Origin of the sequence: Acetobacter zythi, from assembly GCF_963921165.1 — a bacterium.
Lineage (GTDB): Bacteria > Pseudomonadota > Alphaproteobacteria > Acetobacterales > Acetobacteraceae > Acetobacter.
On record NZ_CAWUEO010000044.1, the window covers coordinates 15,956 to 42,928 of the forward strand.

The 26,973-nt window shown below is 52.1% G+C and carries 24 protein-coding genes; all 24 read right to left on the reverse strand.

Annotated features, from left to right (window positions below):
- Positions 1 to 213: 213 nt before the first annotated feature.
- Positions 214 to 1,614, reverse strand: a complete 1,401-nt coding sequence (locus AABE20_RS11355; protein WP_338333165.1) for a nucleobase:cation symporter-2 family protein — start codon at positions 1,612 to 1,614, stop codon at positions 214 to 216.
- A gap of 193 nt (positions 1,615 to 1,807) precedes the next feature.
- The gene (locus AABE20_RS11360; RefSeq protein WP_338333166.1) at positions 1,808 to 3,598 is read right to left on the reverse strand and encodes a 2-oxoglutarate and iron-dependent oxygenase domain-containing protein; all 1,791 of its coding nucleotides are present in this window, start codon (positions 3,596 to 3,598) and stop codon (positions 1,808 to 1,810) included.
- A 180-nt stretch (positions 3,599 to 3,778) separates the two neighbouring features.
- Positions 3,779 to 5,200 carry a carbohydrate porin gene (locus AABE20_RS11365; protein WP_338333167.1) on the reverse strand — a complete coding sequence of 474 codons (1,422 nt, stop codon included), beginning with the start codon at positions 5,198 to 5,200 and terminating at the stop codon, positions 3,779 to 3,781.
- Positions 5,201 to 5,812: 612 nt separating this feature from the next.
- The gene (locus tag AABE20_RS11370; RefSeq protein ID WP_338333168.1) at positions 5,813 to 7,303 is read right to left on the reverse strand and encodes a protoglobin domain-containing protein; all 1,491 of its coding nucleotides are present in this window, start codon (positions 7,301 to 7,303) and stop codon (positions 5,813 to 5,815) included.
- A 93-nt stretch (positions 7,304 to 7,396) separates the two neighbouring features.
- Entirely contained in the window at positions 7,397 to 9,607 is a 2,211-nt protein-coding gene (locus AABE20_RS11375; protein WP_338333169.1) for an EAL domain-containing protein, read from the reverse strand.
- A 182-nt stretch (positions 9,608 to 9,789) separates the two neighbouring features.
- On the reverse strand, positions 9,790 to 10,647 hold the full coding sequence (gene modD / locus AABE20_RS11380; protein ID WP_338333170.1) for a ModD protein: 858 nt from the start codon (positions 10,645 to 10,647) through the stop codon (positions 9,790 to 9,792).
- A 3-nt stretch (positions 10,648 to 10,650) separates the two neighbouring features.
- On the reverse strand, positions 10,651 to 10,935 hold the full coding sequence (locus AABE20_RS11385) for a ferredoxin family protein (protein ID WP_338333171.1): 285 nt from the start codon (positions 10,933 to 10,935) through the stop codon (positions 10,651 to 10,653).
- Positions 10,932 to 12,239 (reverse strand): FAD-dependent monooxygenase, encoded by a 1,308-nt coding sequence (locus AABE20_RS11390; protein ID WP_338333172.1) that lies wholly within the window; start codon positions 12,237 to 12,239, stop codon positions 10,932 to 10,934. The genes AABE20_RS11385 and AABE20_RS11390 overlap by 4 nt, the downstream gene beginning before the upstream one ends.
- Positions 12,240 to 12,255: 16 nt before the next feature.
- Positions 12,256 to 13,356 (reverse strand): electron transfer flavoprotein subunit alpha/FixB family protein, encoded by a 1,101-nt coding sequence (locus tag AABE20_RS11395; protein ID WP_338333173.1) that lies wholly within the window; start codon positions 13,354 to 13,356, stop codon positions 12,256 to 12,258.
- 34 nt (positions 13,357 to 13,390) lie between these two features.
- Entirely contained in the window at positions 13,391 to 14,242 is an 852-nt protein-coding gene (locus AABE20_RS11400) for an electron transfer flavoprotein subunit beta/FixA family protein (RefSeq protein ID WP_338333174.1), read from the reverse strand.
- Between the two features lie 173 nt (positions 14,243 to 14,415).
- The gene (nifW, locus tag AABE20_RS11405; protein ID WP_338333175.1) at positions 14,416 to 14,766 is read right to left on the reverse strand and encodes a nitrogenase stabilizing/protective protein NifW; all 351 of its coding nucleotides are present in this window, start codon (positions 14,764 to 14,766) and stop codon (positions 14,416 to 14,418) included.
- Between the two features lie 29 nt (positions 14,767 to 14,795).
- Positions 14,796 to 15,950 carry a homocitrate synthase gene (gene nifV, locus AABE20_RS11410; RefSeq protein ID WP_338333176.1) on the reverse strand — a complete coding sequence of 385 codons (1,155 nt, stop codon included), beginning with the start codon at positions 15,948 to 15,950 and terminating at the stop codon, positions 14,796 to 14,798.
- 31 nt (positions 15,951 to 15,981) lie between these two features.
- A complete protein-coding gene (gene nifS, locus AABE20_RS11415; protein ID WP_338333177.1) occupies positions 15,982 to 17,184 on the reverse strand; it encodes a cysteine desulfurase NifS in 1,203 nt (400 codons plus the stop codon).
- 73 nt (positions 17,185 to 17,257) lie between these two features.
- The gene (gene nifU / locus AABE20_RS11420; RefSeq protein WP_338333178.1) at positions 17,258 to 18,193 is read right to left on the reverse strand and encodes a Fe-S cluster assembly protein NifU; all 936 of its coding nucleotides are present in this window, start codon (positions 18,191 to 18,193) and stop codon (positions 17,258 to 17,260) included.
- Positions 18,194 to 18,230: 37 nt separating this feature from the next.
- Entirely contained in the window at positions 18,231 to 18,551 is a 321-nt protein-coding gene (locus tag AABE20_RS11425) for a HesB/IscA family protein (protein ID WP_338333179.1), read from the reverse strand.
- Positions 18,552 to 18,835: 284 nt separating this feature from the next.
- Complete coding sequence (locus AABE20_RS11430) at positions 18,836 to 19,501, reverse strand: nitrogen fixation protein NifQ (RefSeq protein ID WP_338333180.1); 666 nt, start codon at positions 19,499 to 19,501, stop codon at positions 18,836 to 18,838.
- Complete coding sequence (fdxB, locus tag AABE20_RS11435) at positions 19,465 to 19,746, reverse strand: ferredoxin III, nif-specific (protein ID WP_338333181.1); 282 nt, start codon at positions 19,744 to 19,746, stop codon at positions 19,465 to 19,467. The genes AABE20_RS11430 and fdxB overlap by 37 nt, the downstream gene beginning before the upstream one ends.
- A complete protein-coding gene (locus AABE20_RS11440; protein WP_338333182.1) occupies positions 19,743 to 19,955 on the reverse strand; it encodes a CCE_0567 family metalloprotein in 213 nt (70 codons plus the stop codon). Before AABE20_RS11440 ends, fdxB begins: the two co-directional genes overlap by 4 nt.
- A 14-nt stretch (positions 19,956 to 19,969) precedes the next feature.
- Positions 19,970 to 20,449: a NifX-associated nitrogen fixation protein gene (locus AABE20_RS11445; protein WP_338333183.1), complete on the reverse strand. Its 480-nt coding sequence runs from the start codon at positions 20,447 to 20,449 to the stop codon at positions 19,970 to 19,972.
- A gap of 1 nt (position 20,450) precedes the next feature.
- Positions 20,451 to 20,942 (reverse strand): nitrogen fixation protein NifX, encoded by a 492-nt coding sequence (gene nifX / locus AABE20_RS11450; RefSeq protein ID WP_338333184.1) that lies wholly within the window; start codon positions 20,940 to 20,942, stop codon positions 20,451 to 20,453.
- A complete protein-coding gene (nifN, locus tag AABE20_RS11455) occupies positions 20,914 to 22,314 on the reverse strand; it encodes a nitrogenase iron-molybdenum cofactor biosynthesis protein NifN (RefSeq protein WP_338333185.1) in 1,401 nt (466 codons plus the stop codon). Before nifN ends, nifX begins: the two co-directional genes overlap by 29 nt.
- 11 nt (positions 22,315 to 22,325) lie before the next feature.
- The gene (nifE, locus tag AABE20_RS11460; RefSeq protein ID WP_338333186.1) at positions 22,326 to 23,771 is read right to left on the reverse strand and encodes a nitrogenase iron-molybdenum cofactor biosynthesis protein NifE; all 1,446 of its coding nucleotides are present in this window, start codon (positions 23,769 to 23,771) and stop codon (positions 22,326 to 22,328) included.
- A 62-nt stretch (positions 23,772 to 23,833) separates the two neighbouring features.
- Positions 23,834 to 25,369 carry a nitrogenase molybdenum-iron protein subunit beta gene (nifK, locus tag AABE20_RS11465; protein WP_338333187.1) on the reverse strand — a complete coding sequence of 512 codons (1,536 nt, stop codon included), beginning with the start codon at positions 25,367 to 25,369 and terminating at the stop codon, positions 23,834 to 23,836.
- Positions 25,370 to 25,446: 77 nt separating this feature from the next.
- Positions 25,447 to 26,937, reverse strand: coding sequence for a nitrogenase molybdenum-iron protein alpha chain (nifD, locus tag AABE20_RS11470; RefSeq protein ID WP_338333188.1), 1,491 nt, complete (start codon positions 26,935 to 26,937; stop codon positions 25,447 to 25,449).
- Positions 26,938 to 26,973 lie beyond the last annotated feature (36 nt).

Below are 26,973 nucleotides of genomic sequence, written 5' to 3' on the forward strand. Positions count from 1 at the left end.
TAATGCATGTTTGCCCGTACGAACTGGACAGAGCCTTCTTCGTATCTGGACCGAACATCTCAAGGCTCGCATAGAGGGCGCTTCGTCCATTCAGGTGAGCCAGATATTTGGGAAAACGGCGACTGCATACCCTGCCCCACTAACTCGCCCTCATGGATGGAAGCATAGAAACATGCTTCTCGCTTGCATTCTTTCAAGAGAACTAGCGACATCTCATAAATTTTTCCCGACTTTTATGGCAGGGAAAACATGATTAAAAAGAACACTAAGCAAAATGGCGGTCAGGGCACCAACAGTGATTCCACTCCCAAATACAATCTGAATCCATGATGGAAGGCTTTCCGTAATATGCGGCTGTGCCGTTATAAGCATACTTAAAGCAACACTGGACCCTGCAATAATCATATTATTATGGTCATCAAAATCCACCTCACTTAAGATCTGGACCCCTATCATTGCAACCGTTGCAAACATGGCAAGTGCTGCTCCCCCCAATACAGGGTCAGGAATGCTGGCAACCAGTGCTGCTGCCACTGGAAAACTGCTCAGAATGATCATAATAAGAGCTGCCGCAACAATAACCCAACGGCTACGCACACCTGTCATACGAACAAGTCCAACATTTTCCGCATAACACGTATAAGGAAACGAGTTGAGCAAACTCCCCAGAACGGTCGCCAAACCATCCGCTTGTATGGCTGAGGCAATATCATCCGCGTTGATCTTACGTTTTACAATTGAACCAACAGCATAAACACCAGCGGATGTTTCGATCATTGCGATGATCATAACAACGGTCATCGACAGGATCGGGGCAATATGAAAAACCGGCAGACCAAAATAGAGCGGTTGTGTGTAGGCCAACCATGGCAGGGTATTATAGTCATGAATTGTCATATCACCGAGCAGCATGGCTATAGCCGAACTCAGCACCAGACCCAGCAAAACCGCAATGGTGGCAAGAAACCCACGAAGCATTCTTTGCATGATGATAATGATAAAGAATGTTCCCAGAGCATAGTAAATATTTTTGATATCGACCGAACTTTGTATCACACTCGGGCTTTGGCCACCGACAATACCATTGGCCGCTATGGGCAGTAAGGCAAGCCCAACAATAAGAATGGTGGACCCCATAACCACTGGCGGAAAAAACCGGACAATAGCAGAAAAATACCGCCCCATGATAAATGCAAAAAGTCCGGCAATCAGGATGGCGCCATAAATTTCACGCAGCCCTTCAGTACCACCACCTGCTGCCACACCAATGGTCACCATTGGTACCATGGCGGTGAATGTGACCCCCTGCAATAGCGGCAGTCGAACACCAATCTTCCCTATTCCTACGGATTGTATTAACGATGCAAGGCCACATGTAAAAAGATCAGCATTGATCAGATGAAGAAGGTCACTCCTGGATAGATGAAGTGCATTGGCCAGAATGATAGGAACAATAACGGCAGCGGCATAAAACGTGCAAACATGCTGAAAACCATAGATGACAAGTTTTTTTAAGGGAAGAACTTCATCAACAGGATTATCAGATGCTATTGCAGATTCCTTTATTTCCAAACCGGAATGATATGCTTCCACATGCTTTCCCCTCGGTTTCATTCATTCCATTCCCTTCCGGTCCGGCTTGCCTGATCCATAATGTACAAAAGGTGTTCTGGCATGACCATAATACCATTCACGCCCTGTCAATGCACAGAATATTGCTCTACTAACACAGCAAAGAACAAGACATATCTGTAAATTATGTTTTTTGCGTATGTTACCCCGCGCCACCAAAACATTCTGATATTATTTAAGCCTTGTGTCCATATGTTGCTAACAACCTCTCCTGCAAATAATCATAACCTGTTACTGGTGGGTAGTGCGCACTTTCACCTGGTTGAGTAACAATGGGTTCGACCAGTGCATCGGCATCCGGGTCCAGAAAAAATGCAATGGAATATCGCTCTCCATCCGGGCGCAAAACACGGTGAGGGGTGGAGACGTACACATCATTACTCCATCGCATCAGGCAATCACCGATATTGCAAATAAACGTCCCAGGAATAAGGGGGGCATCTATCCAGTCACTACCACGCGGGCGCACCTGCAGGCCGGACACACCATTAACTGCCAGAATGGTCACATTCCCATAATCTGTATGAGCACCTGCGCCCGGAGCCTGATCCGTGCGGGCAGACAGGGAACTCAGGTTGGCAGGGACAGCAGGCGGGTAGCGTAAAAGGCGCAATGTTGCCATTGGGTTTTTAAATTTATCGGCAAAAAAATTTTCATCAACGCCAAGATCACGGGCAAAACCACGGTGCAAAGCTGCGCCAATATCCAGGCATGTTGTAAAATAGGCCATCATCAGGTCACGCCATCCCGGCAGGGCTGGCCATACTTCAGCATCATCACCATTATTGGGGCAGATATTAAAAGCCTCCTTATTGTCCGGCAGGGATGTCGTATCGAGACGTTCCACACCCAGACCCACATAGCCTCGGTTTTTTCCAACCCGACTCATAGCGACCATATCCTTGATCGCAGTTGGTTGGCTGAAAAATACCCTTGAGGCCTCAAAGAGCTGCGCCATGACCTCGGGCGTAACCCCATGGCCAGTAATATAGAAAAACCCTGCTCCACGGCATGCTTCGCCCATAGCTGCAGCGACAACCTCACGCTCTGCACTGGTACCATGTCGCAAAGCGGCAATATCAATAACGGGAATATGGGAGAACGGCATTGGACATATCCTTTCAACCGAAGAACGTTGGGTCTGTTGTTGTTGATCTGGCAGGCGAAAAGCCTCTCCCATGGTAACGGACGTTCGACCATGAATGCCGCGTTGCCGGATACTGCGCGGGCTAAGGCCACTGGTCTGCCGAATCTCACGCGAGAGATGGAAAGCCGACCCATAACCAGTAATGTCCGCAATACTGGCAAGCGCCATGTCTGTATGCCGTATGAGACGTAAAGCAGCCTGTGCCCTGACTGTCCGTAAGTACCGCATGGGTGTTGTGCCCTGATGGCGGCGGAACAGGTCTATCAGATAGGGGGGTGTCACGTTGGCAACTGCCGCCAGTGCCTCAAGGTCGGGTTTGTCTGCATAATGCTGGTCAATATAAACCTTTGCTGCAAGCAGGGGCTTGGGCATATGACCAATGGCGTCCTGCCCGGCCTCTATGCGCCATGCCGCAAACAATGCCTCCCCCAAAGCGTTACGCAGTGTATCGAGCGTAGGAGATGTGTGCAGGCCACAGCTAATCCCTTCCCGAAACAGCGTAAGAATACGCTGGGAGGCCCGGACCCTATCCCCCAGAAAATCGCACTCGGGCGATAATGAGGATTTTAGCAATGGCGTTTCGCACCACATAACACGGCTGCCCGGTGCATAAATCGAACGGCGGCCTGTTCTGTTGATAAAAATGCCGCACTCCCCCATGTGCAACTCCCGCTTGTTGCCATCGATCACAGTGCTCATCGTGCCTGTTTCCAACAGGATGAGTGCAGCATACGCGCCATTAGTGACACGAAACTCTCCCCCTTCGGGGTAAGCGGTCTGACCAAATGCAAAGTTGGAGCCACGCCTGATGAATGCCATGTCCTGAACCTCTGACAGATCGAGCCTCCCTACATAATCCACACCCTGAATTATAGTTTGGATTCCGAAATGATAGAATGGCTGGAATGGTAAAAAACATATCCAGAATTAAGATACGAGAACAGTCGGCATAGGTTGTGGGCAGGCTGATACCCCGCCCGACTGAACCGCACAAACGTATTACAGGGCGCTAATGACTTTAAGCCCAGCCAGAACCGCATTGGGAATAACTGACGTTTCCCCCGGTCGCATCATGTATTCAAACTCTGGTGTGATCACCAGACCGGGCATGATGGGAATACCATAATATGCCTCCAGAATAGCCGAATGAGTTTGCGGGGCATTCACATATGCCCCCATGGACATACCCGCCATCTGGCGTAACTGCTGGCCATACGTTGTTCGCGGGCTGAGTTGATAGTAGGAGTACATAACACCAAACCGATCAAACGGACGCCCCGGAATAATACCCAGCAGGGAAGCCCCAGCATAAAACTCGTTGGCAAATGTGGAATTGCTTGGCGTATTATGCACAAACCCAGCCAACACATAGCCACCCGCCATCTGGTGCTGACCATGACTGCGGTACACCATCTGGTCTGTTTCTATATAAAATGTATCTCTCGGTTTTTCTTTGTGTTTTTGCACAACCCCAGCCAACGCGGGCGGAATAACCCCGATCATATCCGCATAAGGGGAGGTGTCATGGGCGTATCCAATTTTATAATGGCCGGGCAATTTACGCTCGCCCAAAAAGGGTTCCCATGTGAGTTCAACAGGTGTCTGCAGCCCCGTGTACGGCTCACTCCCCCACGCCCACCCGGTATTATCAACCGCTTTTGGGCCAATACGATAGACCCCTGTCCGTAAGATCAGATCCCGCGTTGGCCGTATTCTGAATGTCCCCCCCCATGACGTTTTAGGATACACGCTCCAGCCTGCAGGTTCACGAATGGCCATGGGCGCGGAACACATGGTCATGAATGTGCAGAGCAGTACGGAAGTGGAATAGGTATGCGTAAGCGCAATGCGACCAAGGTTAATGTTGATCCGATTGTTCAGGAAAGATTTTTCAACATACAGATCAGCCAGACGCGCTGCTGCTGGCCCATGAATACTCCAGACCTCCGTGAGCAGAACGTTGCGTTCCCCCACATGGTCCCAACCCACCTGACGTCCTTCTCGGTTCATAACAATGCCATGAAGGAACCAGCCGTTCAGCGGTTCCCATTTAGTCAGCTTTCCCAGATCAAACAGCATGGCTATGCGCACTTCATGTGTGTAGTCCATACCTTTTGATAAACCGCCACTCATATTTCCCATGCCCTCCCCTTTATAGGTCAACTCAAAGCTGAAGCCATGGTTCGCCAGACGATCCCGGAACGGTTTGAGGGCTGGCACAAGATTGCCAAAAGCCTGTTCGGACACATAATAACCAGCGGTAATATCTCCACGCCGCAATGCATCCTCATTATTATTGAGTAATGAGGAAATACTCTCCGTGTTAAACAAAGCCTCCAGACGGTCTTCGGCAATAGGTCGTTTATGTTTGACTGGAATGGATGAATCGCCACCCCCGTGCCCTATAGACTGCCCAACCACTAGAGATGGTGCGTTGACAGCCTGCGCATCCGCTCTGCCGGTGAACGCCAACATTATAAAAACAGAACAGATTGTTAATAAAACGACACAATTTTTGTGCCAACAAGGGCACAATTCCCGGTTATATTTAGGAAATTTGGACATGGTTTTATCCAGAACTATGCACGTCCATTCCAACTTGCACTGGAATAGAGGGACAGAATTTCTGCTTTGAATAATAGGGCGAACTTACTGCCTGCGTACAACAGGCAGTCGTAGCTTGACCCTACTTCGTTTTTTCAGGCCCGAAGGTGCACGGAGCGGTAATTTGTCAGACATATTTTTCTTTTTCTTATGACTGTTTTTTTCAAGCTAAGCCTGATTTGAAATATTTTCAATTCACGTTCTTGTAGCAAATTTGTAATAACAAACAGAGATCCGTTAATGTTCCAATATCTTCCGATCATATAAAATATAACCAGAGCAGCACCCTATATTTCCAATGCACCTAACATGGTTATAAATAGAATAGATATTAACGCGATTTGCGTATAAATCTTACTCTCGCGGAATACTCCGTCGTCCTGCGCCATGTGACCATCTTATTAGCATTTCTCATCATGCCTTCTGGCATTAACCAAGATGAAATCCATCCAGCAATAGGCGCAACTGGTTTGCCTCCTGCACCATACCCTCACTTGCCGTAGATGTCCGCTCCGCCATGGCTGCATTCTGCCGTGTCCCTTCATCAATAGTGGCCACAGCACCATTAACACTTTGCAGCGCCGCAGCCTGCTCCCGCGCAGCTTCCTCGATCGCCTTAAGATGTGACCGAATTTCAACAATTCCGGCAATAATAATTTTCATATCATGCCCGGCCTCTTTCATAATGGAAACACCTTGCCCCACCTGTGTCCGAGACGTACCCGCTAACCCACGCACATCTTTTGACGCCACTCCGGCACGGTTTGCCAATTCACGAATTTGCTGCGCCAAAACCTTAAACCCATTCCCGGCATCTGCCGCCCGTGCGGCCTCCACTGCTGTATTCAATGCCAGAATATTGGTTTGAATAGCGACCGCATCCATAATATCCGTAATTTTGTTTATTGCTTCGGTCGAGCGTTCAATTTCGACCATCGCATCATTAGCCCGGTCGATCATGCCGCCAAAATGTTGGATACTATTCAAACAGTCTTCGACAAAATGATTAGCTTCGGAAACACGGCTCGCAGTTGAGCTGACCGTTGCTGTAATCTGCTCAATAGCAGCCGCCGTTTTTTCCACCGATGCAGCCTGCCGCTCGGTACGCTGAGCCAACTCTCCCGATGCATCGCTAATTTCCTGTGTGACCACATCAATATTATGGGCCGTATCACTTGCTGCCATCAAGGTATTACGCAAGGCGTGTATGGCAGCATTCAAATTATCACGCAGTGGCAGATAAGCTTCGGGAACATCGCTCCCCATATTCTGGGCAAGGTTCTGCTCTGCAATATCCTGAATAACTGAACCAAAGCTCTCAGTAACAAAAAACTGTTCCTTGGCTATGGCCTCATTCCGTGCGGATGTGCGGGACTTTTCAGCTTCTGCCAAGTAAACCGAGATTGTAAGATCCATCTCGAACAAGACAGCCTTACATAAACTGCTGATCTGGTCAGACAGATTTTTAGCAACCGCGTTTTTTTTACCAAACAGTCCACCTTTGGGAAAAGCATTCATCACAATAGCATGAATAAGATGGTCCATTACAATAGCATAACCACCAATATACCATCTGGGCTCAAGCCCTATTTGTGCATGAATGCTGCCAATTCTACTGACATTTTGGGCGTATTCCCGACCAAAATTGGCGGATGAAATATTTTTCCAGTGTTCCTTCTGTGCTCCCTTGGCATGTTCAATATGCGTCTCGGACGTAAAAAATCCTCTTGTTTCTGGTGTTTGGCGCACCTGAGCATAAAATGCATCCAATGCTTGCGGAAGTTCATTATCTATAATAGTCTTTATGGAACGAAGAGTTTCACAATCCGTTTCCTTTAATCCCATAAAATGTCGACGACTATCCAGATCAGAAAGGTTTTGTCCGTCCCTGACCCGTGTGGCTGGAGTAATGATGGTCATGCTGTGTCCCCTATCCAGAAAGAGGGTGGCCATTAACTCTCCACAAGGAGATAAAATTTTTGTTTTAATGTCTTATAAAATCAGTGATTAACTCTATGGATTGCCCATTTGCATATTCTTTCCTGGCGAATGTTCTATAATCCATGTGTTCAGTGCCGCAGGAGGCATGGGTCTGCCAAATAGGTAACCCTGCATGACATCACACCCCATTGAACGTAACATTTGTTCTTGTGAATCATCTTCTACGCCTTCGGTCACAATCCTGACCCCAAGCCTTTTCCCAATGGTAATAGCCGCTTCCGTTACGATAAGAGAACTAATATTTTCTTCAAAATTCATCACAAAGCTCCGATCAATCTTAAGCTCTGTCAAAGGCAGAGTACTCAGCCGTGATAGAGAGGAAAAACCTGTACCAAAATCATCCAACGAAAGCCCAACGCCAATACCACGTATAGCCGACAATGTTGCCAGTGCTTCCGAGCTCTGCCGCATCATCACGCTTTCAGTAATCTCTATTGTCAGCCGGTCAGGCGTCAGATTATAGGCTTCCAACACATCAACAATCTGTTGGAGTAATTCCGAACTGGCAAAATGCCCTGCCGAAATATTAACGCTGACCACTGGCACCACAATCCCCTGCTGGTCCCACAATGCGAGTTGCTGGCAGGCCTCTGCAATGGACCACCGGCCAATGGCTTCGATCTGCCCGGTCTCTTCAGCTATGGGAATAAAGCGCGATGGAGGCACTGCCCCCAAAACCGGGTGCTGCCAACGCGCAAGAGCCTCAACACCATGTAATCTGCCGGTTGTGACGCATATCTGAGGTTGGTAGAATAGACGCAGTTCCGAATTCTGAATGGCTTTACGGAGAGCTGAACCAACAATCAATCGTGATTGTACCTCACTATCAGAGGCATTATCCAGAATACGAAAACTACCTCGCGCCATTTTTTTGGCTTCGAGCATTGCCACTTCCGCACGGTTGAGCACCTGCTCCACATCCTTGCTCTCGTCTGGATACAGGCTGATTCCCGTGCTGATCGATACAATTAATTCATGTCCGTTTATAATAATCGGCTCATGCATGACTTCAATCAGTGTTTCGGCAAAATTTCTGGCGGTATTTCTGTCTCCACCGGGTATGATGATAACAAAATCATCCCCCCCCAACCGTCCGGTTACAAAATTACTACGGCATTGTGCGCTCAGTCTCTGCGCTACAATCTGGAGCAGAAGATCACCCTGATCATACCCCAAGAGATTGTTAATATCCTGAAAAAGATCAATATCCAGAACAAGCAGGGCAAATGGCCAGCCATTTGGTTGCTGCGCCATCATATTTTTAAGAATTATTGTTACTGCATTACGATTTAACAAACCAGTTAACGAATCATACCGATCCAGACGATTCAGTTTCTGTCGGGTTTTGCCACGTTCAATAATAGCGGCACAGGACGGTACACACCCAGAGACAATTTTTTGCGGCCAGTTGGTAATTTTGTCTCTATTGCGCGAATAAAGCGCAAATATCCCGATTGGTGTTCCTGTTCCATCACAAACAGTCGAAGCCCAGCAGTCCAGCAACCCAACTTCCTGCTCAACGGCTCCTGCATTCTGCCAGACAACTGTACGGGCTTCCTCCGGATGGTTACGCAATGCCACCATATCTGCTTCAGGCAGCGTCATGCGTGTTAGCATCCGCCCTTTACGGCGTGGAAGACTTTCGCCTGAAAGAATTTCAAGGCCACGTTCTGGTGTAATCTGCAACAGCACTGCCACGCTGTTTAGCACCAGCTTTTCGGCCTCAGCACAAAGCATGTCTGCAATATCCTGCTCTGTTGCTTTTCCTGCAAGCTCCGTAAAAACTTTATTTTGTAAGGTAATAAGCTTTTTACGGTGACTTTCCTCAGTGACCCCTTTTACAAGAGCCATGTAATAACGCTTATTGAGCGGGGCAAGAGTAATAGCCGAAACAGACATTTCCGCTACGGCATAATCACCCGCACTGCGGGTAAAAGTAATCTCGCGCGATGTGCCAACAATACGGTCAATACCTGTGGCGCGGTTATGGGCAATATAGTCATCATGCTTGGCCCGATGTTCAAGTGGCACAAGACATTTGACATTCTGTCCCATAACTTCTGATGCAGAATAACCCCATAGGCGCTCTGCGGCAGTATTAAAAAAAATAATTTTATTCTCTTCGTTAATTATAATAACGCCGTCAGCAGCCTGCTTGAGTATTTCGTAATATATGTTTCCACAATGTTCGGGGAGCAGGATATCGTGTTCGGTTTCACTCATGAAAAACATCCACCCTCAGCACTTGCAGAATAATAAACGCCACGCCGCATTGATCACTTACAAAACAGGATCCCCCGAGAAAAAATTATCCGAAAAATTCAAAATTGGTATCAATGAATAACTCACTGTCTTACAGACAATTTTTTCATAACCTAATAATACGCAAAAATTGTACCAAAACATCAGGAAGAAGACATTGGGTCTATCCGCACCTGAATATCCCGTGGTTTTGCAAAATAGGGATATGATGTTACCAAAATATGTGCCCCAGCCTGCACATAATCTGCTGCGTTATCAGGATTTACGGAACCAGCAACAGCTAAGAGCGGCGTATGTTCGTGCGGTTCCAAACCATCCAACCTGCTCTTAAGAGCAGCCACATCTTGAAGAGGAAATTTTTCAAGCTGAAGAATGTCTGGTTTAGCCTCTAAAAAAGACAGCGCTTCATCAATGGATGTCACTTCTACAACAATTTTACGTTCTGGCAGATCCTGTTTCAGGCGCGCCACTGCCGCATACCCACCCGCCGGTAGAAACATCCGGTGCTCGGGAAAGACCAAAACAGTTTCTGACAAACCCGTGCGGTGCATGACCGCCCCACCTGCCATAATAGCCCGCATGGCTAAACCCCGCATGCCCGGTGGAGCTTTACGGGTGCAAGCAACAGCCACGTCCGGGCGCACACGTCTGGCAGCCTGCACAACTGCATGGGCATCGCTTGCAATACCACCAGCCCATTCCATAAGAGTCTGGGCTTGCTTCCATGCTAGAAACAGAGCTTCTGCAGGGCCTTCCACCTGCAAAATGCTCTCCCCTGCCGCCGCCCACTGCCCTGCGGGTGCGCTAAAGCAGACACGCCCCCCGACATGCCTGAACAATGCAGCCGCCACCTCGCTACAAGCCACGACCTGCGGCATACGTGCGGTAAAACTGATCCGCGCGCCTTGACCACAAAGGCCTAAAGAATGGGTTGTCAGGTCACCGCACGGTGCATCTTCAGCCAGGAGCGCTTCAAGAAGGCCTGTTGGAACATGCAACATGGTTCAGCCAAACTTGAAAAGGACGCCGAACCCGCCGCGCGGATAATTCCATTCAATCTCACCAGTATTCTGGCACACGACCCGGCATGTTCCACATTCCATGCAGCCATCGGCCACAATTTCCACCTGCCCATGCTCGTTCTGGCTGTAACAGCCAGCCGGACAGACATGCACCATGGACTTTAACTCTTCCGATGGCGCCTCATGCGGGGTTACATGGATATGCGGTTTACCTGTGTCCACCACATAGCGGTTTTGGAACAGTCTGTTTTCAACATCGTCGCTCATCGCCATGCCCTCGCCAGTTTAACCGCATCACCCAAAAGCCCAAGACCGCGCACATGCCATGCAGCTTTTACGATCTCGTTTTCCTTGGTCTTCTTGTCTCGTCCATCAACACGGAACCATGTCTGGGCGGCTCCGTTCATCAGGCGTGGATACGTATCCATGATCGTGCTCCCCTGCTTTTCAAGCATTCTGGGAACATCTTTGTATTTTTTCATATCTTTCATAACAAATGAGTCATCCAGACGCTGCCGGTATGCCCCAAGGGCTTTTTTGGTGCAGGCCTGTCCACGCTGGTTGAGAGTAATAATGGTCTCTGCCGCAAGGCGCCCTGTGGTCATGGCAAGGTTTGAACCTTCCCTATGCACGGCATTGACAAAATGGCCTGCATCTCCAACGCAAATCCAGCCATCGCCCACCAGTTCGGGAATAGCCCTGTACCCACCTTCGGGAATCAGATGCGCTGCATATTCCTTCATTTCCGAACCTTCCAGAAGGCCACGGATGGAAGGATGCGCCTTGAACCGATCCAGAAGCTGGTAAGGCGAGCCTTTGCCAACGCGGCTTAACTCACTCACCAAACAGCCAATACCAATGGAGATGGACTCCCTGTTGGTATACAAAAACGCCGTGCCGATCATGCCTTCGGTTATGGTGCCCATGGCCTCGACAACAACGCCTTCATCCCCCGTGATGTTGAACCGACTTTCAATCGTTTCCTGGGGTAAAAAGTGCATTTCCTTAACGGCCAGCGCCACATCTTCTGGGCGAAGTTCGGAACGTAGCCCAGACCTCTGCCCGGCCAGACCATTCACGCCTTCGGCCAGAACAACCACATTGGCGTAGAATCCCTCGCCCTCACGGTCAGTCTGCACACCAATCACCTGCCCTCGCGGGTCACGTAGCAGGCTTGTTACAGTGGTTTCGTACAGCACCGTGGCCCCTGCGTCACGCACCTGACGATTGAACCACTTATCGAACTGCGCACGGATAATGGTATAACGGTTTGGAAGATCCTCGTTATAATCATCACTCCGATGGTGCATGCCCGTATGGCCCCGGTCATCCATCATCCATATCCGCTGTTCAACAATGTGCCGCTCCAGTGGCGCTTCCTCCCGGAAGTCGGGGATCATCTGTTCCAGCGCATCCGAATACAGAATGGCACCCTGCACATTTTTGGACCCGGAATATTCCCCGCGCTCGATCTGGAGCACGTTCAGCCCAGCATTCGCCATTGTATAAGCTGCAGAATTGCCCGCAGGACCCGCACCAACCACAATGGCATCAAATACAATTTTAGTCATGACTGTATTCTCTCCCTCAACCTGCAAGTCGGTTAACAAGCAGACGCTGGCGAAAAGCCTCGGTCAACAATGGCAAAAGAGCAACTGCATCCGCGACAACTCCAAGATGGGCAAAGTCAAAAATCGGGGCATTGGGGTCTGTGTTAATGGCGACAATCAGGTCCGCCCCTTCCACACCCACCCGATGCTGAATGGCCCCCGAAATACCTGCCGCTATGTACAGCTTGGGCCGAATGGTCTTGCCTGTCTGCCCGATCTGACGATCAGCCCCGATCCAGCCCTTTTGCACCAGAGGGCGCGAACCACCCCAGTCTCCCCCCAGAACATGCGCCAGTTTACGCACAAGCTGTATGTTCTCTTCCGAACGTAGCCCCATGCCACCGGCCACCACAATGTCCGCAAAAGCCAGACCAGATGCCTCGGAGGCATCATCGGGTAGAAAGCTGAGCACTTTGGTCACAATATCGTCTTCGTCCAGATCTGGCGTGTAAGCCACAACACGCCCTTCTCGCCCCTCTTCAGGTTTGGGCATGGCCATTACACGTGGACGGATAGTTGCCATTTGCGGCCGGTAGTTGAGTGTATGAATGGTGCACAGCAACGACCCACCAAACGTTGGCCGCGTGGCGGCCAATGAGCGTTCATCATCAATAGCCAGTTCCGTGCAATCCGCTGTCAGCCCGGTTTTGAGTGTGGTTGCCACGGACCCGGCAAGGTCACGCCCCAAAACCGTTGCGCCCAGCAGCATGATCTCGGGCTGGTACTTCAGGACCAGTTCGGTCATAACTTTTGTATAGGGCTGGTTACGGTACTGTGCGAGCACGGGATGATCGACCAAGTAAATAAGGTCTGCGCCATAGGCAAAGCAGCTTTTTGTGGCTTCATCCAGCCCATGGTCTCCACTCCCAAGCAGTACGCCTGCCAGTTCCACACCTAGCTGGTCAGCCAGTTTGCGGCCTTCACCCAGAAGTTCGAGGGAAACAGGGTGAATCCGCCCATGCTCGAACTCAATAAAAACCCAAACATGCTTGTAAGACCGAAAATGTTCGGGCAATTCTTTTTTCATGCCAGCGCGTGAGCCAGAAGCGCCAGCGACCGGGGTTTGTGAAGTGTTCATGGTCGCCCTTTTCCTTTCACGGCGTCAGCGCCGATCAATACCCACCAGCTGCGCTGATCAGGTCTTCCTCCAGTGCTGGCTGGCGCGCAAAAATGGCGTCAATTAACGCCGTGGCCGTAGCACTGCCGCCACCACCTGCTGGGATCATTTCTGCTTTTTCGGATCGGGCCGAAGGCGCGAACACCCGTTTGACCACCGTGGGTGAACCACGCAGACCACACAAAGATAAATCCGTAATCCCAACGGCCGCAGCATTCCACTGCGTGACCTTTGCCTGCGCAGCACGCAACACATCGGACTGGGTGCCGCGGCGGATCTGGTTGCTCCCCTCCAGCATGGTGATCATGGCTGGCAAGCGGGAAGTCAGCACCTGCACGCCATGGTCAGCACGGCGGCGCACCGTAATGGTGCCTTTATCAGGATCAATCTCGTCAATGGCAGACACATAGGTTAACTGGGAAAGCCCCAGACGTTGCGCTATGCCGGGACCAACCTGAGCAGTATCACCATCAATTGTCTGCTTTCCGCAAAACACGATGTGGGGCATGCCCTGCTCTTCAGCCGCTTTTTCAATCAGTCTGGACAGGGCATAGCTTGTCGCCAGCGTATCGGACCCAGCGAAGAACCGATCTGTAAGAAGCAGGCCACGGTCAGCACCATAACCCAGCGCCTTGCGCAAACTCTCCGACGCCATGGGTGGCCCCATGGTCAGCACCGTAACCGTGCCACCAAAACTGTCGCGCAGGCGCAGCGCCTCTTCCAGCCCGAACAGGTCATAGGGGTTAATAATTGTCGGCACGCCTTGCCGCATGATGGTGTTTGTAACCGGATGCACGCGAATTTGCGCGCTGTCCGGAACCTGTTTAATGCAGACAAAGATACGCATCGCCCTACTTCCTTTTATCTGTCCTTCCCTGTTATCCCCGCAAGCTGTGTGCCATTTTGGATATTTTCAGGAAAAACAGCCCCTTGAGACCAGAGTGGCAGAGAGGGAACACTTATTTTTCCACTCCTGTTGGAAAAATGACAAATTGGAGAAGACCTTTCCCCGCTTTCGTCTTATTTTGCGCCACCTTCGATCAGTTCTGCCACAACAGTCAGGTCGTCCAACCCGACTATTGTCTGCCGGACCGGGCGCACGGCATCGCGGTGCACCTTGAACGAACGTTCGGCAATGGGCGTGGATACGACAAAATCCTGATAGGCACGTGACAAAAGCATACGACACTGTTCACGCACCATGGCTTCGTCCAGTTCCCCTTCCAGCCCCTGCTCATCAAGGTAGGAACGCATACGCCGCAAAATGTGCAGCCGCGCAACATTCAACACAGTGGGGTCATACGGCACGCCGAGTTGCTCAAAAAATTCCTCGGCAGCGGAAAGACGACGAAGTTCTTGTAAAACATGCATGGATCACGGCTCCTTTTAGCATCGGCCCTTCAGGCCGCGCGGCATTGCAATTCTGAGAACAAGAGTGCGATTTCATCCAAAGTGATGGTTCTTTTGTGCTGTTCAGCCATATGCCGCACAGCCTCCAGCAATTGCGTGGCAACACCTTCCGTTGCGTTCACGCCCAGCCGCTCCAGCGCATGATTGATCGCGGCCCGTCCAGAGTGTTTGCCAAAAACAATCTCACGTTCACGGCCTAAATGCGTGGGATTTATGGCTTCATAAGTATTTGCGTCCCGCAGCAGACCGGACACATGAATCCCTGATTCATGACGGAACACAGCAGACCCGACCACAGCCTTGCCTTCGGGAATAAAACGGCCAGATGCCAGCGCCACAGCGCGGGCCAAAGGCGCCAGCCGCCGCAGATCAACACCACTTTCGCAGCCTAAAAAACGAGGGGCTGCCAGAGCCAGTTCTTCCAACGGGGCATTCCCCGCGCGCTCACCCAGCCCCAGTACAGTGACACTGGCAACATCCGCCCCTGCCCGCAAAGCAGCCAGCGTGTTGGCAGTTGCCAGGCCGTAATCATCATGGCCATGAAACTCTATTTCCAGTTCCGTCTGCCCTCGCAGCCAGCTTATGGTCTCAAACGCTGCAAACGGGTCCAAAACGCCCAGCGTATCCGCGTAACGAAAACGCTGGACACCAGCCTGCCCGAGCATACCCACAAAATCAGCCAGAAAACCGGATTCAGCCCGACTGGAATCTTCTCCCCCAACAGAAACCACCAGCCCCATATCCACCGCACGCGCAACAACATCACGCGTCATGTCCAGTACCTGTGCTGGGGGTTTGCGGTATTTCGCCGCAATCTGCATTGGGGAGATGGACGCGGAAAGATGCACACTGCCAAGCCCCGTAGCCTGCGCCAGAGCAAGATCTTCCGGTATCATCCGGCACCACGGAATAACTCTTGCGCGGGTAACAGAGCGCCCAATCTGGGTGATAACAGCCATCTCATCCGGCCCCATGGCGGGGGTGCCGGCCTCAATCTCATCCACCCCTGCTTCATCCAGCAAACAGGCAATCGCCAGTTTTTCAGCCGGGGTAAAAGCAACTCCCGGCGCCTGTTCGCCATCACGCAGGGTGCTGTCATTCAGTTTCAGGCGGCGTGGAGACCGCATGAGCGGCTTGGCTGTCATGTCTCGCGCCCTTTATCTCATTGCTGAAAAATCAAGCGTAGGTGGGCGTAAACGCACTCCGGGTTGCAGACGTACCATCCCAGAATGGAGACATGCCCCGTAGGGTCTCAACAATACCGGGCATGACCTCAAGCACATGATCGACATCTTCTTCCGTATTCTCCCGCGAGAGGGAAAAACGGATCGCGCCATGCGCGGCCGTATACGGCACCTTCATCGCCCGCAGAACGTGCGACGGCTCCAAAGACCCAGATGTGCAGGCCGAACCGGAGGAGGCGGCAATACCCGCTTTATTGAGCAACAGCAGAATTCCCTCACCCTCAATATATTCAAATGCAATATTGCTTGTATTTGGCAGGCGATAATCGGAGTCACCTGTGACCATTGCGTGGGATATCCGCTGGAGCAACCCGTTTTCCAACTTGTCGCGCAGGGCGCGCACACGGGTGTTCTCGTCCTCCAGATGCGTGCGGGCCAGTTCGGCTGCAACACCCAGACCAATAATGGAGGGAGCATTTTCCGTGCCCGCACGCCGCCCCCGCTCCTGATGACCGCCACGGATCATGGGGCGCAGGCGCACACCACGGCGGACATAAAGCGCACCAATACCCTTGGGAGCATGAAACTTGTGCCCAGAGAGCGAGAGCATATCAATTTCAGACGTTTTCAGGTCCATCGGGACCTTGCCTACGGCCTGCACGGCATCTGTATGGAACAGTGCGCCAGCCTCATGTGCAAGTTCGGCCAGTGTTTCCACCTCGAACAGATTACCCGTTTCGTTATTAGCCCACATAATGGAGGCAATGGCCGTGCGCGGACCCAGCGCCTTGCGGTACGCATCCATATCCAGCCGACCACGGGAATCCACCCCAATATAATGGACTTTTACACCCCGCGTTTTTTCCAACCATGCGCAAAGTGCCAAAATAGCCGGGTGTTCCACAGCGGACGTTACAATTTCGTCGCGCCCGCCCTGCGTTTCCAGCGCGGAGAGAAGGGCTGTATTATCCGCCTCCGTTCCACAGCCGGTATAGACAATTTCGTGGTCAAACTCCGTGCCCAGCAGCGCCTGAAGCTGACGCCGCGCATGCCTGATGGCTGTTCCAACATCGGCACCAAAAGCGTGGATAGATGAGGCATTGCCAAACTGCTCGGTAAAATAGGGCAGCATGGCGTCCACCACACGCGGGTCAACCCGCGTGGTCGCATTATTGTCGAGATAGACCGGCTTCATCTGCTTTCTCCCACTCGTGGCCGGTGACCCTCCGGCGCATTTGTTGTGATCACCCCATGAACGCTTGCAAAAATCAGTGACCGGCAGGAACCGGAATAACCCGAACCGGCTCACCCAGACGCTCGGCCAGACGTTGCTGAATGCCCTGCACCGTGACCGATGCAAGCTGGCAGTTCACGCACGCACCGCTCAGCTTGACCATCACCTTGTTGCCGTCCACATCCACCAATTCACAATCCCCACCATCGCCTTGAAGAACTGGCCGCAATTCCGTCAGAACTTCCTCCACAGCGCGAATACGCTGCACGGTGGTCAGCTTGGCGGGCGTTGCAGGAGCGCTCAGCTCAACCAGTGGCGATGTTTTGCGGGCAGCACGCCGTGTGGGGGGGAGTGCTCCGGCCACAAAAGCATCACGCGCATCCAATACGCCCTCGCTCACCATAGCAGCGTTAATGCGCTCCAATGCTTCCTCAACCGTTTCGGCACAGGTGGAGCAGCTTGCCGTGGCCTTGGTGTACTGGGCAACCTGTTCCATACTTGTCAGATTGTTGTTGCGTACCGCACGTTCGAGCATTCCTTCGTCAACACCAAAACATTTACAGAGAAGAGCACCTTCTTCGTGGTCATCTTCCCATGTTTCGCCCCGATAATTGGCAACGGCCGCCCGCAGGGCTTCATACCCCATGACCGAACAATGCATTTTTTCCGGCGGCAGACCGCCCAAAAAATCCGCAATGTCCTGATTGGTAATTTTCAGCGCTTCATCAACCGTTTTGCCAACAATGATTTCAGTCAGGGCTGATGAAGACGCAATAGCAGACCCACATCCGAATGTTTGGAACCGTGCACTGGTGATCCGGTCTGTGGTGGGGTCAACCTGCAACATCAGCTTAAGCGCATCCCCGCAGGCAATAGCCCCGACCTCGCCCACACCATTGGCGTCTTCAATGACACCAACATTTTTCGGGTTAAAAAAATATTCTTTAACCTTATCGGAATATTCCCACATGGCCCCTCACTCCCGTTCCACCGCCCAGCAGGGGGTTTTAATTAAAAGACTTCCCACAGGAGCATTTTGATACCGAATTCGGGTTATCGAATGAAAATCCGGACTGTTCGAGGGAGACCACAAAGTCGACCGTTGTACCCTCAAGGTGCGGGCTGCTTTCACGATCCACAAAAACTTTGACATCATCACAAAGAACAACAATGTCGTCCTTCTCTGGAGCAGAGACCAGACCCATCATATATTTAAAGCCCGAGCATCCACCGGCCTCAACCATAATACGGATGCCTTCGGCCGGGTTGCTTGAACCGGCAATTGCTGTGCGCACTGCATCGCGCGCCGCATTGGTCAACTGGATCATTTTCCCCTCCGCGTTAAGTCTTCTCTCAAAGAAGTATGTCGCAAGGAGCGTGCCAGAAATGTTTTCTGTTTTATAAAAATGAACACATGCCTGACGCCCCGTCAGAACAAGCCGTTTTTACAGCCAAGACGGACCATGCCTGTTGCTGACAGACGAACAAAAACGGATAACATTTTGGGGGGACAACACGACTGTTATATTTGTAACGTTAGCGTACCTGTTATGCGCGCAATGTTACACAAAACATCACGAGAACAGAGTGTTCACAGGAGCACGGTGCCATATCAGTCCGCGCTCTTGCGAATGCGCGCCATACGGCTTTCACCGCTTTCATCACCAAAACAATCATCAAAATCGTCACATTCGGAACAGACGGGAACACTACACAGCCGAAACCCTTCATCACGACAGATCATACGGAAAAGAAATTTTTTCCACTTCATATCGCCCGTGTTCCGGCTGGCCAGCGGTTCAAAGTGGCGTTCCATAACCCAGGACAGTTCCCGCCGTGAGCGTAATCCCAAGTCCTGCCACAGATGGTTGGGGGCCATGGCGCGGCGTGCGACCATGTCAGCTAGCAACAGTTCGCGCGCATCCCCTGTGGTCGCTCTGCGCAAGAGGTCACGCAAGCAGTTTTCATCCTCATCCAATACAGGCTCGGCCTGACTTTCAAATGATTCAAACAATGCCAGCACGGAAGGGAACACCTGCGCCACAAGCTCGCTCAGTCGCGCGCCCCCTACACCAAGTGTTTCCGATGGTAAACAGTTGCGCTCCTTGGCGTCCGCCAGACCAACGGCCAGTATGGAAGCCAGAACATGCGCATCAAAGCCTTCACACATATCCCCATGAACAGCCGCCATCAGCCAGGCATGAATATCCGCTGCTCCCATAACCAGTTCCTCCGGGTTGATCAGGCTGCTATGTGGGTCTGGCAGTTGGTCGGGCACACGCGGGCGCAAGCACCACACCCCACGCAGGCCCCTGCATCGTCCATGGCCATGACGCGACGATCAATATCGTCTTCATCTTCCTCGTCATCCACAATTTTGCCTTCGTCATTCACCCCCCGTAGTGTCATGACACCGCGACCGCACACCTTGTAGCAGCGGCCACAACCAATACACACACCGGGGTCTATGGCGTTCAGGTAAGACGGGGTCCAACTACGGCCATCTCGGGTTGTCGCGCTCATGCTTTAACCTCTTTTTCTTCCAGCGCACGCAGGGCCGTGCGACGTGCTTCCAGAGTGGCGTATGCATCATGCGCACGGGCCGCCACTTCGGGAATGTTGGTCCAGCCAATAGGGAGATCTTCGGACAGGTCATGCAGGTCCATTTTGGCCTTGACCGCCCGCGACGAAAGTTTTTTGATTTCGGCGCGCAGATCCTCAATGTCAGACATTGTTTTCTGTCCTTTCACACATTGGCAACATCTGGATATTCCCCGATAACATCAAGGGCCATACGGACTGCCTTCATGCCTTCGTTCGACAGTGCTTCCAGATTTTCAAATCCGAAACGGTGCACGTCACGCAGGGTTTTTGAGAATATGACAAGCCTGCCCGTTGTCAGGATCACCCGGCCAAAACCCTCATGGCTCATTTTCATCATGGGGGATGCCATCAGGCCGCAATCCTGCTCCACCGCCAGACCAACAGCTTGATAAAAATGCTCCACCCGCGAGATAACATCCGGGTCTGGGTCACTAATAATCGGCATGGCGCGTTTTTCTTCCCGGCTGACAATATAATCACGCAACAGCCATTCGTCCGGTTTGTTCTCCCACGCGCCAAAGGAGTCTTCCGCACGGATACGCCCGATTAACGCCTTGAGAAAAGGGCTTTTCATCGGGTCTTCTTCCTGCACCAGAGTTTCTGGCAACACTTCGTGAGACATATCAATCGTCCTCATCCAGAAAATCCATGGAGCGTTTGACGCCCATGGCCTTGCGCAGCCACGGCGGGGGGTTGCCCACCATCATGGTCTGCACGCGTTCAATGACCGAGGGGATGCTCTCAGGGTTAAGCAGTTTGACCGGATGAATATGCGCCCGCACGACCTTGGCCGCCGCAGGACCGCCAATAGCGAGCACAAAAAGAAGGTTACACCCCGCAAGGGCCTCCACTTTGGGGCCGATCCGGTCATCCCCCTCGGTCTGGTGCGCGCCACTTTCATCCGAGACATCATCAAAAGCCACGGCCTCCACAAAACGCGCGTTCTGTGGTGTGACATCCCAGATTGCAAAACGCTGGGCCGAACCAAAATGCGCGTTAAGGGACTTCATATCCCGCGTGGCAATGGCAATCCTCAGCCGCGGTACGTCCTGCCGCAGTTCGTCCTGCGTGTCGTTCTGTGCTGTTTCAATGAGTTGCAAATGTACCGCTGGCATGACGCCCCTCCTCAGTTGTAATGACTGGTGCTGGAATGGCACTTCCAAAATCTTCCGGCCTGTGCTCATGACTCTCGCCGAGGAACTGGTTGGCCACACGGAAGATAAGCGAACGTGTGCCGCGATAGCCCACCGTTTCCTCATGCGCGACGCCAAGCCGGTCAAAGATTGGAAAGCCCACACGCATTAACGGCACACCAAGCCGTGCCGCCGCCTGCCGCCCGTGGCTGTGCGTAACAAGCAGGTCTGCTCCAGCCTGCGCCGCGCCATCCTCCAGATCTGTCAGGTCACCCACAATCACATTCTCAACCGGAATACGCTGAAGGTTACGGTTACCCCCGGTCGAGGCAATGGCGGTTACGACCGAGGCCCCCATACCCGCAAAAAACTGCGACAGGCTGAACAGTAGGTCCGGGTCAGCAGCAATAGCCACCTTTTTGCCGCCAAAATAAAAATGTCCGTCCAACATGGCGTCTACCAGTTGCGCACGATGCCTACGCAGGCGCCCCGGCACTGGTCTGAGCGAGAGCCGTGCGAGTAAAGAGACAAGCCTGTCCGATGGTTCCAGACCCGTTAGTGTAGGAAACACTGTTGCGGGTACGCCGGTCATGGCGGTCAGGGTATCTGCGGGCGTCCGCATATGCTCACCAATGGCAATGGTGTGTACTGCACGCGCCATATTCGCAATTTCCGACAGCGATGTACCACCAAGGGAGGTCGGCACCCAGCTCTCCGCAATATGCCCATCAAGCGAGTAAGAAATATCGGGGAGAATAACTGGATAAAATCCAAAGCTTTCAATAATTTCACGCAATACTTCAATGTCCGCCGGGGTCTGGTGTACACCGGGCAACACATTGATCTGCTGAAATGAACGAATTGATGGAGACCACGGCTCAACAAGGCTGTTGATGATTGCAGTGGTCGCACTTGCCCAGCCCTCTTCCAGTGCTCCGGCATAATCTGGGGTGGAGGCCAGAACGACCTTTGTCTCCGCAAGTTCCGGGTTACGCTCCATAATCAAGCGTAAATCGCCCTCGCTATCCTCTCCCCGTGTTTCCACCAGAGCTGTGGTCGCAACACCAATAAAACCCGGCTTCATGCGCCGTGCGAGCGTTAAAAGTGCTTCTTCCAGATTGGAAGCGCCCCCCAGAACGGTAGCAACTTCATCCATGGCGGTTGTCTGGAGAGGAATAGCCTCCTTGAAGTGCCTTACAGACAATACAAGCGCAAAGGAGGTACACCCCTGCGCACCATGAAAAAGCGGAATCCCCTTTTCAATCCCCAAATAGGCAAGGGCAGCACCCAATGGTGCGGAGGATTTGAGTGGATTAAGAGAAGCCGCCTTGCGGCGCTGGATAACGGTCGCCATTATATTGTCCCTTATCCGATTGGCACGAGGGCCGGTACGCCTTCATCATCAAACTCTGCCTCGCCATCTTCCTGCTCCCACGGGGCAAGTCGCCTGACATCCTCCCACACCGGGTTAGACAGAGAGGCATCCAACTCCCGAACAAGTGTGACCATGCCATCGTACCCGGCAAAGGCGTGGTGGCGCTCCTGATTAATATCCAACCACGGCGTGCGGGCCTTAAGGGCGACAAACTGCGTGCGTCCGCCTGACAGCAGAATGTCCGCATCTCCCCGCCGCAATTGGGCGTACATCTCCCGCGGGGGAATGGAACTGACCATATGGGCATCCCCACCCATAAGATCTTTAATTTTCTGCTTGTCGTTATCTGTCGACTTCCGAACAGATGTGCTGACAATCACCATCCCCATTTCCTGCAAGGCGGAAACGATTGACCAGGATTTGACCCCACCAGTGTAAAGCAGAACCCGCTTGCCTGCCAGCCGCTCGCGGTAAGGCTCCAGCCTGTTCCAAGCCCTTTGCTCTTCCGCACTAATCAGGTCTTCGGTGCGGTCGATCAGATCAGCTTCTGCTCCGCGTGCAACCAGCATCCGCGCCAAAGTGCGCAGGGCATCCGATGTGTCACCAATCCCGTAAAAAGAACCTTCAAAATAGGGAATGCCCCACCGCTCCTCCATTTTACGGGCTACGTTGATCAAGGCCGTGGAGCAGACCATCATGTTCACCCGTGCACGATGCGCGGTCGCAACTTCGTGGTAGCGCGCATCCCCGGTAATGCAGGCATTAAGGCGTATGCCCAGTTGTGCCAGCAGGGGTTTGACCTGCCACAACTCCCCGGAGAGATTATATTCCCCTAAAATATTGATATCCGTGGGCGTACTGCATTCCGGCTCCATGGTCCCGATCACATGATCAAGCAGAGCCTCCCCCGCCAGTTTGTTCCCCAGATTTTTGGACCCGACAAAACCCGGCGCGTTAATGGGAATGCAGGGTGTGCCGAATTTTTCGGTAGCATGGTGGCAAACGGCATGAATGTCGTCGCCAATCAGGGCGGGCACACAGGTAGAGTAAACAAAAATAGCAGGTGGCGTGTACCGTTCAATCACTTCACGTATGGCGCGGTAAAGGCGTTTTTCGCCATTACCCATAATAATATCGGTTTCGGTAAGATCGGTTGTGGCCCCAATACGGTACAATTCAGGCCCGGACGTTGCAGCGTGCCGATTGTCCCAGCCATTTCCCTCACAGGCCAGTGGGCCATGCACCAGATGCACAACATCCGTTATGGGCTGGAGCGCGATCTTGGCACCATCAAAAGCACACCCCCCAGCCGCTGCACCGGGCTGGAGCGGCTTGGAGCATCCCTTTTTACGTGCCTTTTCACCTTTGGCCACGTTTGTATCGCAACCTGGCTCATCAAAGAGCGCGGTTATTTTCGCGTTCAGGGACTCCGCCATGCCCATTCTCCTATGAGAGGTGCCCCGTTCAAACCTGAACGGGGCAGGGTAAAAAGACGTTTTTAGCGCGTCAGATCAAAGGAGTAGTCCGTAACACCCGGATCCATTGTATCCTGATCCAAACAATCAAAGATTTTATCAAGGATTGTCACCAGAACACGCAGACCACCCTGATAACCCCATACAGGGAAACGGTGATGATGATGACGATCAAAGATCGGGAACATCAGCCGGATCAGAGGCGTTTTGGTATCGCGCTCCAAATACTTGCCGTAGGAGTTGCCAATCAGCAGATCAACCTCTTCCGTGGCCAGCAACGAACGCATATGCCACAGATCACGCCCCCCCCAAGCTTTGCAGCCCGCACCGAATGGCGAACTGTCAAACAGTTCCTGCATCTGGGCTTCCCAAGCCTTGGAGCCATTTGTTGCAAGGCAATGCTTAGGCTCGCCACCTGTTTCAAGCACAAAGCGCGCCATGCCATAAACAAAGTCTGGATCACCATAAATGGCGTAGGTTTTGCCATGCAGCCAGGACTGGCTATCCGCCATGGCGTCCACCAGACGGCCACGTTCAAGCTCCAGAGCTTCCGGCACGGGTTTACCCGTCAACTCGGAAATGCTGCTCAACAGATCATCAGTCCCGCCAACCCCAATCGGATAGTGCAGAAACTTTGTTTTCTGGCCAAAACTGGCTGCGTAGTCGAGCGTTTTGGGTGTGCAATATTCCTGCAAGGACAACGTGGCCGAAGCATTGACCGCATTTTTGGTCGCTTCAATCGGCGTGCCGCCATCATACATACGGAACTCACCATCCGAGGGTGTGTCAAACTGGTCAGACACATCCGAAAGGATCGTGTAATCCACGCCCATCAGGTCCAGAATACGCTTGAGTTCGCGGTTGTTACCAACAGCAAAACCATCAAAACCCGGAATAATGTTCAGGGAACCATTGGGCTTGGCTTCCTTGCCTTTCCAAAAATGTTCCAGAATACCCTTGAGCATATTGTCGTAGCCAGTCACATGGCTGCCAACAAATGCCGGTGTGTGGGCAAAAGGCACATCAAAGTCCGCCGGAACCGACTCTTTTTCTTTTGCTGTGGCAATAAAGGCATTCAGGTCATCGCCGATCACTTCCGCCATGCAGGTGGTGGAAACGGCAATCATTTTTGGTGAATAAAGCTTGTAGGTGTTTGCCAGCCCGTCAACCATGTTGTTCAGGCCGCCAAAAACAGCGGCATCTTCCGTCATGGAAGACGATACAGCCGAAGATGGCTCCTTAAAATGGCGTGACAGATGCGAGCGATAATACGCCACGCAACCTTGCGAACCATGCACAAAGCTCATCGTGCGTTCAAAACCGGACGCCACGAACACAGCACCCAGAGGCTGACACGCCTTGGCCGGGTTAACACTGAGTGACTCACGGGCAAAATTCTTTTCCCGATAGTCCCAGCTTTTGGTCCAGTCAGCAATCTGCGTGACCTGTTCAACCGGGGGCATGTTCTCGAACTCGGCCTTGCGAGCGAGCATGTCTTTATATTCAGGTTCCCGAAACAGCGGCGCGTGGTCGAGAATCTTGTCAGCGGACTGTGGCATTGTCCTTGCTCCTCTTCAGGTCGTGGGTGCGCCAGACGGCACCACACGCCTGTTCAGTTCATTTTTAAGAAACAGCGTTAGGCTGCTTCTTTTTTCCAGGGCGCCTTGAACAGCCCCCAGACCGGGTTGTTGATGGCCAGATCCATGTCACGCGCGAAAATCGCAAAGCCGTCGTAACCATGGTAGGGGCCGGAATAATCCCATGAGTGCATCTGACGGAACGGAATACCCATTTTCTGGACAGGGTATTTTTCCTTAATGCCAGATCCGACAAGATCAGGACGCATGCCTTCAATGAAGCGCTCAAGCTCGTAGCCGGTTACGTCATCATAGATCAGCGTGCCTTCACGCACATAATGGCCAGTGCGCTGGTAGTCATCGCTATGTGCGAACTCGTAGCCCGTGCCGGTAATGACCATACCCAGATCATCATAGGCATTCACCACGTGGCGCGGACGCAGACCGCCAACATAGAGCATGACCGTCTTGCCTTCGAGGCGCGGCTTGTATTTTGCCAAAATAGCGTCAACCAGAGGCTGATACTTGGCAATAACCCGCTCCGCATTTGCCTGAATCGTCTCATCAAACAAAGCTGCGATCTTGCGCAGGGATGCGGCAATCTGGGACGGACCAAAGAAGTTATATTCCACCCAAGGAATATTGTACTTCTCTTCCATGTAACGGCAAATATAGTTCATGGAGCGGTAACAATGGATAAGATTGAGCTTGGCTTTGGGCGCACGCTCCATCTCGGCCAGCGTTGCATCGCCCGACCAGTTACCAACCACCCGCAGACCAATTTCTTCAAGCAGAATACGGGAAGACCACGCATCGCCACCAATATTGTAATCACCAATGACATTAACATCATAAGGTGTGGTCTCAAATGTGTCTTCCGCACCATCCTGATTGAACACCCAGTCACGAATGGCGTCATTCGCAATATGGTGACCAAGAGACTGAGAAACACCACGGAAACCTTCGCACCGTACAGGAACAATGGTTTTTCCGGTTTCCTTCTTCTTCTTGCGCGAGACAGCTTCAATATCGTCCCCAATCAGGCCGATTGGACATTCGGACTGAATGGAAATACCTTTGGCGAGCGGGAAAAGTTCATCGATTTCATCAATGATTTTTTCAAGCTTCTTATCGCCACCAAAAACAATGTCGCGTTCTTGAAAATCGGACGTAAACTGCATGGTCACAAATGAATCCACGCCAGTATTACCAATGTAGTAATTCCGACGCTGTGACCAAGAATACTGCCCACAACCTACAGGTCCATGGCTGATATGCACCATGTCCTTGACCGGCCCCCAGACCACGCCCTTCGACCCGGCATAAGCACAGCCACGAATGGTCATGACACCGGGAATGGACTTGACGTTCGACTTGACGTCACATTCGCTCAGGGCACCTTCTGCCTTTTCTTCGGCATCAGGGGTCGTGGATACGCTCAGATGCTTCTGACGGCGCTTGCGGGATTTGTCCGGATACGCTTCCAGAACCTCTGCAATCAGGCGTGCAGGCAGCGTGGGGTCGTTGATGGTCCCTTCATCGAGGCTCATCGTCTTTACTCCTGGGTTTCGAGAGCGAGAAGCCTG